12 protein-coding genes and 2 pseudogenes are annotated in these 14,918 nt (G+C 71.9%); 10 read left to right on the top strand and 4 right to left on the bottom strand.

Annotated features, from left to right (window positions below; genetic code table 11):
* Positions 1-502 (bottom strand): annotated as a pseudogene (locus tag ACFW2E_RS03255) (phosphoserine transaminase); the annotation flags it as partial.
* A 143-nt stretch (positions 503-645) separates the two neighbouring features.
* Between ACFW2E_RS03255 and ACFW2E_RS03250 the strand changes: the two are divergent.
* The 6 genes and pseudogenes from ACFW2E_RS03250 (at position 646) to ACFW2E_RS03225 (ending at position 8,021) form a co-directional block, all read left to right on the top strand.
* Positions 646-3,471 (top strand): FAD-binding and (Fe-S)-binding domain-containing protein, encoded by a 2,826-nt coding sequence (locus ACFW2E_RS03250; protein ID WP_384460550.1) that lies wholly within the window; start codon positions 646-648, stop codon positions 3,469-3,471.
* A 99-nt stretch (positions 3,472-3,570) separates the two neighbouring features.
* Positions 3,571-4,053 (top strand): annotated as a pseudogene (locus ACFW2E_RS03245) (lipid II:glycine glycyltransferase FemX); the annotation flags it as partial.
* A gap of 167 nt (positions 4,054-4,220) precedes the next feature.
* Entirely contained in the window at positions 4,221-4,349 is a 129-nt protein-coding gene (locus ACFW2E_RS03240) for a hypothetical protein (protein ID WP_384460547.1), read from the top strand.
* 98 nt (positions 4,350-4,447) lie between these two features.
* Positions 4,448-6,484, top strand: coding sequence for an ABC transporter ATP-binding protein (locus ACFW2E_RS03235; RefSeq protein WP_384460545.1), 2,037 nt, complete (start codon positions 4,448-4,450; stop codon positions 6,482-6,484).
* A gap of 115 nt (positions 6,485-6,599) precedes the next feature.
* A complete protein-coding gene (locus tag ACFW2E_RS03230; protein ID WP_384460542.1) occupies positions 6,600-7,556 on the top strand; it encodes a DMT family transporter in 957 nt (318 codons plus the stop codon).
* A gap of 102 nt (positions 7,557-7,658) precedes the next feature.
* On the top strand, positions 7,659-8,021 hold the full coding sequence (locus ACFW2E_RS03225; RefSeq protein WP_384460540.1) for a DUF6247 family protein: 363 nt from the start codon (positions 7,659-7,661) through the stop codon (positions 8,019-8,021).
* A 300-nt stretch (positions 8,022-8,321) separates the two neighbouring features.
* On the opposite strand, the gene ACFW2E_RS03220 is transcribed toward ACFW2E_RS03225, so the two are convergent.
* The 3 genes from ACFW2E_RS03220 to ACFW2E_RS03210 form a co-directional block, all read right to left on the bottom strand.
* On the bottom strand, positions 8,322-9,092 hold the full coding sequence (locus ACFW2E_RS03220; protein ID WP_384460537.1) for an SDR family oxidoreductase: 771 nt from the start codon (positions 9,090-9,092) through the stop codon (positions 8,322-8,324).
* 75 nt (positions 9,093-9,167) lie between these two features.
* Positions 9,168-9,446, bottom strand: a complete 279-nt coding sequence (locus tag ACFW2E_RS03215) for a DUF397 domain-containing protein (protein WP_384460534.1) — start codon at positions 9,444-9,446, stop codon at positions 9,168-9,170.
* Positions 9,406-10,251, bottom strand: coding sequence for a helix-turn-helix domain-containing protein (locus ACFW2E_RS03210; RefSeq protein ID WP_384460532.1), 846 nt, complete (start codon positions 10,249-10,251; stop codon positions 9,406-9,408). Before ACFW2E_RS03210 ends, ACFW2E_RS03215 begins: the two co-directional genes overlap by 41 nt.
* A gap of 119 nt (positions 10,252-10,370) precedes the next feature.
* Here ACFW2E_RS03210 and ACFW2E_RS03205 point away from each other — a divergent pair, with 119 nt between their 5' ends.
* The 4 genes from ACFW2E_RS03205 to ACFW2E_RS03190 all read left to right on the top strand — a co-directional run.
* Entirely contained in the window at positions 10,371-11,165 is a 795-nt protein-coding gene (locus ACFW2E_RS03205; protein WP_384460529.1) for a TIGR03084 family metal-binding protein, read from the top strand.
* A complete protein-coding gene (locus tag ACFW2E_RS03200; RefSeq protein ID WP_384460526.1) occupies positions 11,162-12,835 on the top strand; it encodes an acyclic terpene utilization AtuA family protein in 1,674 nt (557 codons plus the stop codon). The genes ACFW2E_RS03205 and ACFW2E_RS03200 overlap by 4 nt, the downstream gene beginning before the upstream one ends.
* Positions 12,832-14,430 carry an acyl-CoA carboxylase subunit beta gene (locus tag ACFW2E_RS03195; RefSeq protein WP_384460523.1) on the top strand — a complete coding sequence of 533 codons (1,599 nt, stop codon included), beginning with the start codon at positions 12,832-12,834 and terminating at the stop codon, positions 14,428-14,430. Before ACFW2E_RS03200 ends, ACFW2E_RS03195 begins: the two co-directional genes overlap by 4 nt.
* A gap of 17 nt (positions 14,431-14,447) precedes the next feature.
* Positions 14,448-14,918 (top strand): biotin carboxylase N-terminal domain-containing protein (locus ACFW2E_RS03190; protein ID WP_384460520.1); only part of this gene is annotated, 471 nt, incomplete at its 3' end.

The raw sequence follows: 14,918 nt of genomic DNA, 5'->3' as shown, positions 1-14,918 counted from the left end.
GGGCGCCCCCGTGGGCGCCCGCGTCCCGGTTGATCGGGGCGGCGACACGGGTGGAGGTCTCGTTGTGGGGGCAGGCGTAGGCGTCGACGCCCGCCTCGGCCCGCGGGTCGGGGTGCGTGCCCGGGTCCGCGGAGATGACGGTGGGCTCGGCGAGCCACGGGGCGAGCTTCGCGGCCTTGGCGAACTTGGAGGAGAACTCGCCGAATGTGAGGTGCTGCGACTTGTTCTCGATCAGGCCGTGCGTCGCGACGTCCCAGAACGCCGTGGAGCCGCCGTTGCCGAGGACGACCTCGTAGCCCTCGGGCAGGGAGAACAGTTCGGAGATCCCCTCACGGACCTTGCCGACCAGGTTCTTGACCGGGGCCTGGCGGTGGGAGGTACCCAGGAGGGACGTACCGGTGGCGGCCAGCGCGTCCAGCGCCTCCACCCGGACCTTGGAGGGACCCGCGCCGAATCGACCGTCCGCGGGCTTGATGTCAGCAGGAATCTGGATCTCAGCCACGAGCCGGAGGGTATCCCTTCGGGGAAACCGCACGGAAACGTGTCCGTTCGATGAGACGACGTCCTCCGGCCCGTGGACTTGTGAGGACCTACGACGTCACGGCGGGTTCCGTCACTGTCAGTGCCCGGATGCATCCTGGAGTCATGACGGATCTGGCGGCGGAGCTGCGCGGAGCCGTCCGGGGCGAGGTGGGGTTCGACGTCACGTCCCGGGCGCTGGTGACGATGGACGCGTCGAACTACCGGCGTGTCCCGCTGGGGGTGGTGGCGCCACGGGATGTTGACGACGTGGCCGCGGTGCTGGAGGTGTGCCGGGGGCGCGGGGTGCCGGTGGTGGCGCGCGGCGGGGGCACGTCGATCGCGGGTCAGGCGACCGGCACGGGCGTGGTTCTGGACTTCACCCGGCACATGAACCGGGTGCTCTCGGTGGACCCCGGAACACGCACGGCGGTGGTCCAGCCCGGCCTGGTCCTGGACCGGCTCCAGGAGGCCGCCGCCCCGCACGGCCTGCGCTTCGGCCCCGATCCGTCGACGCACAGCCGGTGCACGCTCGGCGGGATGATCGGCAACAACTCGTGCGGCTCGCACTCGGTGGCCTGGGGAACGACGGCGGACAGCGTGTGGGAGCTGGCCGTGGTCACCGCCCGCGGGGAGCGGCTGCGGCTCGGGCAGGGGTGGGCCGGAGCCCCGGAGGGCCTGCGGGAGCTGGCCGAGGGCGAGTTGGCCCGGCTGCGCACGGGCTTCCCCGAACTGCCCCGCCGCATCTCCGGGTACGCGCTGGACGCGCTGCTGCCCGAGAAGGGTGCCGACGTCGCCCGTTCCTTCTGCGGCTCGGAGGGCACCCTCGGCGTGCTGACGGAGGCAGTCGTACGGCTGGTCGAGGCGCCTCGCGCCCGTGCCCTGGCCGTGCTGGGGTACGGCGACGAGAGCGCGGCCGCCGACGCCGCGGCGGGGCTGCTGCAGTACGGGCCGCTGACGGTCGAGGGCATGGCGGCCGATCTGGTGCCGTCCGCGGCGGGGCTGCCCCGGGGCGGCGCCTGGCTGTTCGTGGAGACGGGCGGGGAGTCGGCGGGGGAGGCACGCGCGCGTGCGGAGGCGATCGTCCGCGCGGCCGGCGTCGTGGACGCGTCGGTCGTCACCGATCCGGCCGCCCAGCGGGCCCTGTGGCACATCCGGGAGGACGCCAGCGGCACGGCCACACGGATGCCGGACGGCAGCGAGGCGTGGCCCGGCTGGGAGGACTGCGCCGTGCCGCCCGCGCGGCTCGGCGCGTATCTGCGGGACTTCCGGAAGCTGTTGTCGGCGCACGGGCTGCGCGGCACGCCGTACGGCCACTTCGGGGACGGCTGCATCCATGTCCGTATCGACTTCGACCTCATGTCCGAGGCGGGAGTCGCCCGCTTCCGGCGCTTCTCCGAGGAGCTCGCCGACCTGGTGGTGGCGTACGGCGGTTCGCTCTCCGGTGAGCACGGGGACGGCCAGGCCCGCGCCGAGCTGCTGCCGAGGATGTACGGCGCGGAGACGGTCGCCCTGTTCGAGCGGGCCAAGGCCGTGTGGGACCCGGACGATCTGCTCAACCCCGGCATGCTGGTCCGGCCCGCCCCGCTGGACGCCGACCTGCGCTTCTCCGTGCTGCCCCGCCGTCCGGTCGACGTGGCCTTCGGCTACCCGGCCGACGGCGGTGACTTCTCGGCGGCGGTGCGCCGGTGCGTCGGGGTCGCCAAGTGCCGTACGACGGCGGTGGCCGGCCCCGCCGTCATGTGCCCGTCCTTCCGGGCGACCGGCGAGGAGCGGCACTCCACGCGCGGGCGGGCCCGGCTGCTGCACGAGATGCTCGCGGGCGAGCTGGTGACGGACGGCTGGCGCTCGACCGAGGTCCGGGACGCGCTGGACCTGTGCCTGTCCTGCAAGGGCTGCCGCTCCGACTGCCCGGTCGAGGTCGACATGGCCACGTACAAGGCGGAGTTCCTGCACCACCACTACCGGGGGCGGCGGAGACCGGCCGCGCACTACGCGATGGGGTGGCTGCCGCTGTGGCTGCGCTGGGTGGCCCGCACCCGCACGGCCCGGCTGGTCAACACCCTCGCCTCGGTACGGCCGTTGGCGCGGGCGGGCAAGCGGGTGGCCGGGGTCGCGCCGGAGCGGGAGATCCCGCGGGTGGCGCCGGAGACGTTCAGCCGGTGGTGGCGGAGGCACACCCCGGCCGTCCGCGGTGAGCCGGTCGTCCTGTGGCCGGACACCTTCACCGAGCACCTCGCGCCGGAGGTGGGCCGGGCGGCCGTGCGGGTGCTGGAGAGCGCCGGTCTCAGGGTGGCGCTGCCACCGGCCCTCGCACCGAATCCGCTGCCGGTCCTCAGGGGCCGGGACAGGGTCTGCTGCGGGCTGACCTACGTCTCCACGGGTCAGCTCGACCGGGCCCGCACGGTGCTGCGCCGCTCCCTCGACCTGATGGAACCGGTCCTGCGGACCGCGCCGCCCGTCGTCGTCCTGGAGCCCAGCTGCGCGGCAGCCCTCCGCACCGATCTGCCCGAGCTGCTGCCCGACGACCCCCGCGCGGCGCGGCTGGCATCGGCGGTCGTCACCTTCGCGGAGGCGCTGGAGCGCTACGCGCCCGGCTGGACCCCGCCGCCGGTGGACCGCCCGGTGACCGGCCAGACCCACTGCCACCAGCACGCGGTGCTGGGCGACGCGCCCGACCGCCGGCTGCGCGAGGCGGCGGGCCTGACCGGTGAGCTGAGCGGCGGCTGCTGCGGACTGGCGGGCAACTTCGGCTTCGAGAAGGGGCATTACGAGGTGTCGTCGGCCTGTGCGGAGGAACAGCTGCTGCCCGCGGTGCGGGGGGCGGCGGAGGGGACCGTGGTCCTGGCGGACGGGTTCTCCTGCCGTACGCAACTGGAGCAGCTGGCCGGGGTGCGGGGGCGGCATCTGGCGGAGGTGCTGGCGGAGGCGCTGGAGCGGCAGGGGAGTTGACGGGACCCGGCGTCGGGATGCCGTACGACCGTGCGGCTGCCCACTGGTGTCTGCCGGGCCCGGGACCGGCCTGAGGGTCACGCCGTACGACATCCCGGCGGCGGTCACGAGGACCTGCCGGCCTTCTACGAGCTGTATGCCGAGACCGCCGAACGCGACCGGTTCATCCCGCGGCCCCTGAACTACTTCCAGCGCATGTGGACCGCACTCGCCGCCGAACACCCCGACCGCATGCGGCTCTACCTCGCCCACCACGACGGGGACGTCCTCGCCGCGGCCACCGTGCTCGTCGTCGGCAGTCACGTCTGGTACTCCTACGGCGCCTCCACCAGCCGCAAGCGCGAGGTCCAGCCCAACAACGCGATGCAGTGACGCATGATGGCCGACGCGCACGAGCTGGGCGCCGCCGTCTACGACTTCCGGGGCATCACCGACACCCTGGAGGAGTCCAACCACCTGGTGGGCCTGCTCCGCTTCAAGGCGGGCGCGGGTGGCGAGGCCGCCGAGTACCTGGGGGAGTGGGACTTCCGGTTGAACCGGCTGCTGCACAAGGCGCCGGACGTCTACATGGCCCGTCGCTGAAGAAACTCTCAGCCCCCCGAACAAACACCCAGCTTTTCCCAGGGTATTCACAGCGCTCCTTTGCCATTTTTGCCGTTGTGGCACATGGGAGCCGTGTAGGTTCTTGGACGTCGGGAGCCGGACGCGGAATTCCCGGACCACTGAACTGCGAAACACTAGGAGTCGGAATGAGCTTCAAGAAGCTTGCCCCGCTGCCCCCCAAGCCGAAGTCGAAGCAGCTCCCCCCGCCGCCGCCGAAGCCGAAGAAGCGCGCGCACAAGCCGCTGCCCAAGCCGCTGCCCGGTCAGAACCACTGATCCGACGCTGAGCGGAAAGGGGGCGGAGGTGCCCCCGCCCGCCCGTTTTCTCATGGGTTCCTCAATTCCGGTGGGACCGGCGAAACAAAGCGGAGGGAATGTGCATGAAAATCGATGAGATCGATGAGATCGATACGGGTGAGGAACTCGAACACGAGGACACCCCGACCATTCCGGCGCGCATCGCGTTCCGCCGTTTCTGGCCGCTGACCAGAGGACTGCGCCGCTGGCTGCTGGTCGTCTGGGTGTGCACGGTGCTGGCCGCGCTCGCCGAGACCGAGGCCATCCTGCTCTTCAGCGACCTCACCGACCACGCCCTGGAGAAGGGATCGCTCGGCGCGTTCTGGAGTCCGGCCGTGAAGTGGCTGGGCATCGCCGTGGTCGGCGCGATCGTCGCGTACGCGGGCAACTCCCTCGCCGCATGGGTGACGGAGCGCTTCGTGATGCGGCTGCGCGAGCACGTCTTCGACCATGTGCAGCAGCTGCCCCCGCACTTCTTCCAGCGCCACCGCCAGGGCGATCTGCTCTCCCGCCTGACCAGTGACGTCGAGGCGATCGAGACGATGGTCGTGTCCGGGCTGGTGGGCGCGGCCTCGGCCGTCTTCAGCGCGCTCTTCTACGCCGCCGCCGCGTGCTGGGTGCGCTGGGACCTGGCCGCGGCCACCTTCGTCCTCGCCCCCCTGTTCTGGCTGGCGGCCCGCCGTTTCTCCGGCTCCATCAAGGACGTCTCGCGCGCCGGGCGGGTCGCCGACGGCGCGATCACCTCCGTCGTCGAGGAGTCCCTCGGCAACATCGTGCTGACCCAGGCGTACGGCCGGCGGGACGCGGAGCGGCGGCGGCTGGGCGAGGAGGCGAACGCCTGGTTCCGCGCCTCCGTCCGCGTCACGCGCCTCAACGAGGCGTACGAGCAGCTCGTCCAGGTCATCGAGACGGTGTGCGTCCTCGCCGTGATCGGCATCGGCACCTGGGAGATCTCCACCGGCCGGATGACCCTCGGCCAGCTCCTCGCCTTCTCCGCCTTCCTCGGCTACCTCTACCCGCCCGTGCGCGGTCTCGCCCAGCTCGGCCTCACGGTCACGGCGGCGACGGCGGGCGCCGAGCGGCTCATCGAGATCCTCGACGTGAAGCCGTCGGTCACCGACCCCCGGCGGGGCACGGAGGCCGGCCGCCCCGACGGCACGGTGGAGATCCGGGACGTGGTGTTCGGCTACCCGGGCGCCGACGGCACCGCCCTGCAGGGCCTCTCCTTCACGGTCGCCCCGGGCGAGCTCGTGATCATCACCGGCCCGAGCGGCGCGGGCAAGTCCACGGTGTCCAGGCTCCTGCTCCGCTTCTACGACCCGGATGCGGGCGAGGTCCTCCTGGACGGCGTACCGCTGCGCGACTTCCCGCTGGCCCGCCTGCGCGAGTACATCACCCTGCTTCCGCAGGAGACCCTCCTTCTGCACGACACGGTGCGCGCGAACATCGCCTGCGGCCGCCCCGGCGCCGGCGAGCAGGCGATCGTCGAGGCGGCGAAGGCGGCCGACGCGCACGACTTCATCGAACGGCTGCCCGACGGCTACGGCACCAGGGTCGACCCCAACTCGGCCCGCCTGTCCGGCGGCCAGCTCCAGCGCCTCGCCATCGCCCGCGCGATCCTGCGCGACGCGCCGGTCCTGGTCCTGGACGAGCCGACCACCGGACTGGACGCGATGGCCGCGCGCAGGGTGGTGAAGCCGCTGCGGCGACTGATGTCCGGCCGTACGACCATCATGATCACCCACGACCTCAACCTCGCCCCCGACGCCGACCGCATCCTGGTCGTCGACCGCGGACGCGTCGTGGAGACGGGCCGGCACGAGGAGCTCCTGGCCCGGGGCGGGGCGTACTCCCGGCTGCACCGCTCGCAGAACAACGCGGCGATGGACACCGCCGAACTGCGCCTGCCGCTGTTCGTGGAGGAGCCGGCCGTCTACGAGTACGAGCACGCGCAGGGGTACGGGTACGGGCAGGGCGGTGGCGGCACGTACGAGCCGTACTCCGCCGCCGCGGCCTGGACCCGGCCGGCCTACGAGGCGTACGGAACCGTCCCCGCCACACTCCCGGACGGCCGCCCGCTGTTCCGCGACGAGGAACCCTGGCCCGGCATCTGAGTCTCGGCAGCCAGGACAGTTACATAAGCGGTTCACACTCCTGACGAAGTCTATTACCCTGGACTCGGAAGTACATCATGATGAACACCCGACCGAGCCAGCCCCAGGACCGCCCGTGAGCACCCCCAGCGCCACCACCTCGTCGTCCTCACCCGCCTCCGTGACCGACCACGCCCCCGTGTCCTCGGGTGGCGCGCCCCTCCGTTTCGGTTCGCTCGGTCCCGTCGGGCTGGTGCTCGCCGGAGGCATCTCGGTCCAGTTCGGCGGCGCCCTCGCCGTGACGCTCATGCCACGGGCCGGCGCGCTCGGCGTGGTGACCCTGCGCCTGCTCGCGGCCGCGGTGATCCTGCTGGTGGTCTGCCGCCCCCGGCTGCGCGGGCACTCCCGGACCGACTGGGGGACGGTGGCCGTCTTCGGCATCACCATGGGCGCGATGAACGGCCTCTTCTACGAGTCGGTCGCCCGCATCCCCCTCGGCCCCGCCGTCACCCTGGAGGTGCTGGGCCCCCTGGCCCTCTCGGTCCTTGCCTCCCGCCGCGCGGTCAACGCCATCTGGGCGGGCCTGGCACTGGCCGGCGTCTTCCTCCTGGGCGGCGGAGGCTTCAGCGACCTGGACCCGGTGGGCGTCGCCTTCGCGCTCGGGGCGGGCGCGATGTGGGCGGCGTACATCGTCTTCAGCGCCCGCACGGGTCGCCGTTTCCCGCAGGCCGACGGCCTGGCGCTGGCCATGGCGGTGGCGGCGCTGCTGTTCCTCCCGCTCGGGATCGCCGAGTCCGGCACCAGGCTGCTGAACCCGACCACGGTGGGCCTGGGTTCGGCGGTGGCGGTCCTCTCCTCGGTCCTCCCCTACACCCTCGAACTGCTCGCCCTGCGCCGCCTGCCCGCCTCCACCTTCGCGATCCTCATGAGCCTGGAGCCGGCCATCGCCGCGACAGCGGGCTTCCTCATCCTGGACCAGTCCCTGTCCGCCACCCAGGCGGCCGCGATCGCCCTGGTCATCGGCGCGAGCATGGGCGCGGTGCGGACTCAGGTGGGGCGGGGCAAGGCCGCGGTGCCGACGGGCGCTACCTGACGGTTCCTGCGGCATGGCCAGGTGCGTGGGGACTAGAGTGCCCCGACCCCCGGCCCCGGCGCGCGGTCGGCCCATCGGCTGAGGACACGAAGGGAACGGCGAATGAGTCCGCAGCACGGTGAAACAGTCGGCGACGGCCCGCTGATCCCGCGTCCGGACCGCACCCCGGGCGCCCTCCGTGCCGCCTGTGCGATTGTCGCGCCGCAACTTCTGGCCACCTACGACCAGGCGAAGGACCAAGCGCTCGCCGAAGCCGTTGAGCATGGCTCCCTCAAGCCCGTTCACGTGTACCTCAACCATTGGGCGGCTCTGATCGAGATCGAGCGCCACCCGGAGAAGGCCAAGGCGTACCACCGTGCCGAATACCTCGCCCACGTCGCGACCGAGCCGGACGAGGCACGCGGGCATCTGAGCACCGCGAGCGCTATTTATCGTGCCGCCGCCAAGGCGGTGCTCGCGGAGTGACCTGGCGTTGGGAGTACGTCCCGGACGAGGAGACCGTGGCGGCCGGAGCGCCACCCGGGTTCATCGCCGAAGTCGAGAAGAGGGCGGACGAACTGGTCCGGGCGGCTGAGGCGCTTCACCTTCACGGTCCCGCGTATCAGGGGCCGACGAAGGGGCGAAGCACGCGTTCGTGGCGGGCGGATTCTTCGTGTGTGCATGGTCACGCCACGCTCGGAGCTCGTCAGTATGCGGCAGGTCACGCCCGACCCGTTGTCGTGACCACAGTCAACTGTCGCCGCACGGTGCGGTGAGGCCCGAGCCTCAGGAAGCCGTTTTCACCCATTCACCGAACGTCGGCCCCGCCAGCCGCGCAGCCGCCCCCGGCAGCAGGCCCCCGTTCTCGAACAGGTCCCGCTCCGGGTTGGCCGGGTCGCTCACGGCGACCACCTTCGCGGCCGGGTCCCGGTAGGACATCAGCAGCCGGGCCGCCTCCTCAAGGCTCTCCTCGCGCGGACCGGCCACCTCCGGGAACGGCGACCGTGCCCCGGGCGCCTCGTCCTCCTCCGCCAGGTCCACCAGCGCCTCCGCGACGGCCCGCGCCGCGACCAGCTGCGTCCGCATCTTCGGGACGTACACCGTGTCGTCCTGCCGCCCCCAGTGCGTCAGCTGCTCCACGAACTCGTGGAACTGCGCCGCCCGCAGCACCCGTGCCGGCACGGGCCCGGCCAGCACCGCGCGCTCGTGCTCCAGCTTGGCCGCGTTGTAGCCCGCGACCGAGCCGTCGATGCCGATGATCGACACGACCACCATCCGGCCGACCCCGGCCTTCTGCCCGGCCTCGTGCAGATTGCGGGCCGCCGCCGTGAAGAACTCCGTCGCCACCTGCTGGTCGGGCGAGGGCGTGCTGGCCGCGTCGATCACGACGTCCACACCCTCCAGCGCCTCGGCCAGCCCGGCGCCGGTGACGATGTCGACGCCGGTGGCCCGGGACATCGACATGACGGTGTGCCCGCGCTCCGTCAGCACGTCCACCACATGCCGCCCGAGCCGGCCCGTCGCCCCGGCCACCGCGATCTTCTTGACCTCGCTCATGGTCACGTCTCCCTCTGCGTCCATCTGCTTGCGTCGTCATCGGTCTGACGGGCGGGGAGCGGGAGATGTGACGGCTCAGCGGAAGGAGTTCTCGACGGCGGCGGCGACGAACGCGGCGAAGGCCTCCGGCGTGGCGGTGAGGACCCCGGCGGGGATGTTCTTGGAGTCGCGGACGGCTATGTGGGGGGTGAGGTCGGCGACTTCGACGCATTCGCCGCCGCTGCTACCGCTGTAGGAGGACTTGCGCCAGGTGGCCGTGCCGAGGGGGGCGCACTCAACGCACTGGCCGCCGGTGTCGCCGCTGTACGACGACTTACGCCACTGCGCGCGCATCAGGTCCGACTTGGTCCCCATAGCGTTCCTCCACTACGCGGGCGATCAGGGCCGCCGACTCCCTCGGGGAGAGGGCTTCGGCCTGCAAGCGAGCGTAACCGACGGAACGCCCCCTGATCTGCTGCGGATTGGCCGTCATGTGGCCTGAGTCGTAGCTCTCGCTGTAGTACAGGTCGGGGTGATCGTCGAAGCGTAGGAGTGTGAATGAGCCCATCATTCCGGTGTGCTGACCCGCCGAGAACGGCAGCACCTGGAGCTCGACCCACGGCTTCCCGAAAAGCTCCAACAGGTGGATCAGTTGCTCGCGCATGACCTCATGGCTACCGACCGCCCGATACAACACCGCCTCGTCCAGGACTACCCACAGCACAGGGGGGTGCTCCCCTTTGAGGATGCGCTGGCGCTCCAGTCGTGCCGCCACCATCTCGTCGAGCCGCTCCGCCTGCTCGACGCTGAGCACCGCCCGCGCGTAGGCCTCCGTCTGGAGCAGGCCGTACACCAGTTGGCACTGGTACGTGGAGATATACGTCGCCTTCGCCTCCAACTCGGCGAACGGCTGAAACCAACTCGGCAACTGGTTCCGCAGCACCAGCCCCACCAACCGGGAGAACAGCCCGTCCGTCCCCAGCGCCGCGTCCAACCGCTCGGAGAAGTCCCGCTGCGGCACCCTCGCCGCCGTCTCGATCTGGCCGATCAGTGATCCCGTGCAGAAGACGGCCGACCCGAGCCGCGCCAGCGTGAGCCCCGCCGCCTCCCGGGCTCTGCGCAGCTCATAGCCGTAGTAGTCCAAGGGCGACGCACTCGGGTCGAGTTCGCGGCTTCGCATGCCGATCACCTCCAGTCACCGAGAGTAGCGAGATGGGTGTGATCGGGTGACGGGTTGTGGAAAAAGAAATTAATGCAAGCATGCTTGATTGTTTCTGGGGACGCTGACATGCTCCCCCCATGTCCGATCCGACGCCCGTGTTCGACGATCTGCGTGACGAAAGCGAAGAACTCGACCGGCTCGTGGCCGAGTTGAGCCCGGAACAGTGGGCGCTCCCGACGCCCGCGCCCGACTGGACCGTCGCCCACCAGATCGCCCACCTCGCCTGGACCGACCACTCCGCCCTCCTCTCCGTCACGGACGCCGACGCCTTCCACGGCCTGGTCGAGAAGGCCCTCGCGGCGCCCGAGACGTTCGTGGACGACGGTGCCGAGGCGGGAGCCCAACTGCCGCCCGCCGAGCTGTTGTCGCGGTGGAGGGAGGGACGGGCCGCGCTCGACCGGGCCCTGCGCGCGTCCGCGCCCGGCGCCCGCTTCCCCTGGTACGGCCCGCCCATGTCCGGCGCCTCCATGGCCACCGGCCGGCTCATGGAGACCTGGGCCCACGGCCAGGACGTCGCCGACACCCTGGGTGTGGTCCGCACCCCCACCGACCGGCTCAAGCACGTGGTCCGCATCGGTGTGCGCGCACGGGACTTCGCCTTCGGCGCGCACGGGCTTCCCGCGCCGGCCGAGGAGTTCCGGGTGGAGATCCTCGCCCCCTCCGGCGGCACCTGGACCTACGGTCCCGAAGACGCCCCCCAGCGGGTCACCGGACCGGCCCTGGACTTCTGTCTGCTGGTCACCCAGCGCGCGAACCGCGCCGACGTCGCCGTACGTGCCGAGGGGCCGGACGCCGACCGCTGGCTCGACATCGCCCAGGCCTTCGCGGGCCCGCCCGGCGGTGGACGTCCCCCGAAGGGGGACGCGGAGTGACGCTGCGCATAGGCAACGCCTCCGGCTTCTACGGCGACCGCTTCGACGCCATGCGCGAGATGCTCACCGGCGGCGAACTGGACGTCCTCACCGGCGACTACCTCGCCGAGCTGACGATGCTGATCCTCGGGCGGGACCGGCTGAAGGACCCCGCCGCCGGGTACGCACGTACCTTCCTGCGGCAGCTGGAGGACTGTCTCGGCCTGGCGCACGAGCGGTCCGTGAAGATCGTGACGAACGCCGGCGGCCTCAATCCGGCCGGGCTCGCGGACGCGGTGCGGACGATGGCCGACCGGCTGGGCATCCCGGTGCGGGTCGCCCACGTCGAGGGCGACGACCTCACCGCCGCCTACCCGGGCAGCCTCGCCGCCCACGCCTACCTCGGCGGCTTCGGCATCGCGGAGTGCCTGCGGGCGGGCGCGGACATCGTGGTCACCGGGCGGGTGACCGACGCGGCGCTCGTCACCGGCCCCGCCGCCGCCCACTTCGGCTGGCGGCCGGGGGAGTACGACCGGCTCGCGGGTGCCGTCGTCGCCGGGCACGTGCTGGAGTGCGGAACGCAGGCCACCGGCGGCAACTACGCGTTCTTCGGCGACGGTGACGTACGCCGGCCCGGCTTCCCGCTCGCGGAGATCCACGAGGACGGCAGCTGCGTCATCACCAAGCACCCCGGCACCGGCGGGTTCGTGGACGTCGGCACGGTCACCGCACAGCTGCTGTACGAGACGGCCGGCGCCCGGTACGCCGGGCCGGATGTGACCGCCCGCCTCGACACCGTGCGGCTCATCCAGGACGGCCCCGACCGGGTGCGCGTCGACGGGGTGCGCGGGGAAGCCCCGCCCCCGACCCTGAAGGTCGGCCGCAACCGGCTCGGCGGCTTCCGCAACGAGGTGGTCTTCGTCCTGACCGGGCTCGACATCGAGGCCAAGGCCGCGCTGGTGCGGGAGCAGATGAGCGACGCGCTCGCCAAGTCGCCGCCCGGCGAGGTGCGCTGGGAGCTGGTCCGCACCGACCGGCCCGACGCGGACACCGAGGAGACGGCGAGCGCCCTGCTGCGGCTCGTCGTACGCGACCCCGACCAGGGGGCCGTGGGGCGCGCGCTGAGCGGTGCCGCCATCGAGCTGGCGCTCGCCAGCTACCCCGGCTTCCATGTGCTGGCACCACCCGGGAAGGGCGCACCCTACGGAGTCTTCGAGGATGTGTACGTCCCCCATGGCGATGTCGACCATGTGGCCGTCCTCCACGACGGACGCCGCGTCCCTGTGCCCCCGGCCCAGGACACCCTCGTACTCGACGGCGTACCGGCGCCGCCCCTCCCGGAACCCCTGCCGGCCGGGCCCACGCGCCGCGCCCCCCTCGGTCTGATCGCCGGTGCACGCAGCGGTGACAAGGGCGGGAACGCCAACGTCGGCGTCTGGGCGCGCACCGGCGAGGCCTGGCGGTGGCTCGCCCATGAACTGACGGCCGAGCGTTTCCGGCAGCTGGTGCCCGAGAGCGGCGGGCTGACCGTCGTCCGGCACCTTCTGCCGGGCCTTCGCGCCCTGAACTTCGTCGTCGAGGGGATCCTCGGCGAGGGTGTCGCCGCCCAGCACCGTTTCGACCCGCAGGCCAAGGCTCTCGGCGAATGGCTGCGCTCCCGCCACCTGGACATACCGGAGGCCCTGCTTTGACGGTCCTTTCGTCCGCCCTGGACGTCGACGGCCAGGACTACCAGGCGAACCGCGACGCCATGCTCGCCAAGCTCGCCGACCTCGGCACCGAACACGCCAAGGCCCTCGCGGGCGGCGGCGAGAAGTACGTCCAGCGCCATCGGGGGCGCGGCAAGCTGCTCGCCCGCGAACGCATCGAGCTGCTCCTCGACCCGGACACACCGTTCCTGGAGCTGTCCCCGCTGGCGGCCTGGGGCAGCGACTACGCCGTCGGAGCCTCCCTGGTCACCGGCATCGGGGTGGTCGAGGGCGTCGAGTGTCTGATCACCGCCAACGACCCGACCGTGCGCGGCGGCGCCAGCAACCCCTGGAGCCTGAAGAAGGCGCTGCGGGCCAACGACATCGCACTCGCCAACCGGCTGCCCTGCATCAGCCTGGTCGAGTCCGGGGGTGCCGACCTGCCCTCCCAGAAGGAGATCTTCATCCCCGGAGGCGCGATCTTCCGGGACCTCACCCGGCTGTCCGCCGCCGGGATCCCCACCGTCGCCGTCGTCTTCGGGAACTCGACGGCCGGCGGCGCCTACGTCCCCGGCATGTCCGACCACGTGATCATGGTCAAGGAGCGGGCCAAGGTGTTCCTCGGCGGACCGCCGCTGGTGAAGATGGCGACCGGCGAGGAGAGCGACGACGAGTCCCTGGGCGGCGCGGAGATGCACGCGCGCGTGTCCGGCCTCGCGGACTACTTCGCCGTGGACGAGCAGGACGCGCTGCGGCAGGCGCGGCGCGTGGTCGCCCGCCTCAACCACCGCAAGGCGCATCCCGACCCGGGCCCGGCGGCCCCTCCCAAGTACGACCCGGAGGAGCTCCTGGGCATCGTCCCCGGCGACCTGAAGATCCCCTTCGACCCGCGCGAGGTGGTCGCCCGCATCGTCGACGCCTCCGACTTCGACGAGTTCAAGCCGCTGTACGGGACGAGCCTGGCCACCGGATGGGCGTCCCTGCACGGCTATCCGGTCGGCATCCTCGCCAACGCGCAGGGCGTGCTGTTCAGCGAGGAGTCGCAGAAGGCCGCCCAGTTCATCCAGCTGGCCAACCAGCGCGACATCCCGCTGCTCTTCCTGCACAACACCACCGGCTACATGGTCGGCCGGGAGTACGAGCAGGGCGGCATCATCAAGCACGGCGCGATGATGATCAACGCGGTCAGCAACTCGAAGGTGCCGCATCTGTCCGTCCTGATGGGCGCCTCGTACGGGGCCGGGCACTACGGCATGTGCGGGCGGGCCTACGACCCGCGCTTCCTGTTCGCCTGGCCCAGCGCCAAGTCCGCCGTCATGGGCCCGCAGCAGCTCGCCGGCGTGCTGTCGATCGTGGCCCGGCAGTCGGCGGCCGCCAAGGGACAGCCGTACGACGACGACGCGGACGCCGCTCTGCGCGCCATGGTGGAGCAGCAGATCGAGTCCGAGTCGCTGCCGATGTTCCTGTCCGGCCGGCTCTACGACGACGGCGTCATCGACCCGCGCGACACCCGCACCGTCCTCGGACTGTGCCTGTCCGCCATCCACACGGCGCCCTACGAGGGCGCGCGCGGTGGCTTCGGCGTCTTCCGGATGTGAGGGACCCAGTGACTTCCGTGATCACTTCAGTGCTCGTCGCCAACCGGGGTGAGATCGCCTGCCGGATCTTCCGCACCTGCCGGGAGCAGGGCATCCGGACGGTCGCCGTGCACTCGGACGCCGACGAGAACGCCCTGCACACGCGCCTGGCCGACATGGCGGTACGGCTGCCGGGGGCCTCGCCCGCCGAGACGTATCTGCGCGGCGATCTGGTGGTGAAGGCGGCCGTGGCGGCCGGCGCGGACGCCGTGCACCCCGGCTACGGCTTCCTCTCCGAGAACCCCGACTTCGCGCGGGCCGTACTCGACGCCGGCCTGGTCTGGATCGGGCCGCCCCCGGAGGCGATCGAGGCGATGGCGTCCAAGACGCGCGCCAAGCAGCTGATGGGGATCGAGCCCCTTCGCCATGTGACCGAAGTCGACCTGCCGGTTCATGTGAATGAGGCGGCGGGCGGCGGCGGGGCCCGCAATGGGTTTCTGGCGCCGCGG

Origin of the sequence: Streptomyces sp. NPDC058964 (assembly GCF_042741275.1) — a bacterium.
Classification (GTDB): domain Bacteria; phylum Actinomycetota; class Actinomycetes; order Streptomycetales; family Streptomycetaceae; genus Streptomyces.
The sequence above is the reverse complement of the archived record's forward strand: the minus strand, read 5'-3'. Positions and strand labels throughout refer to the sequence as shown.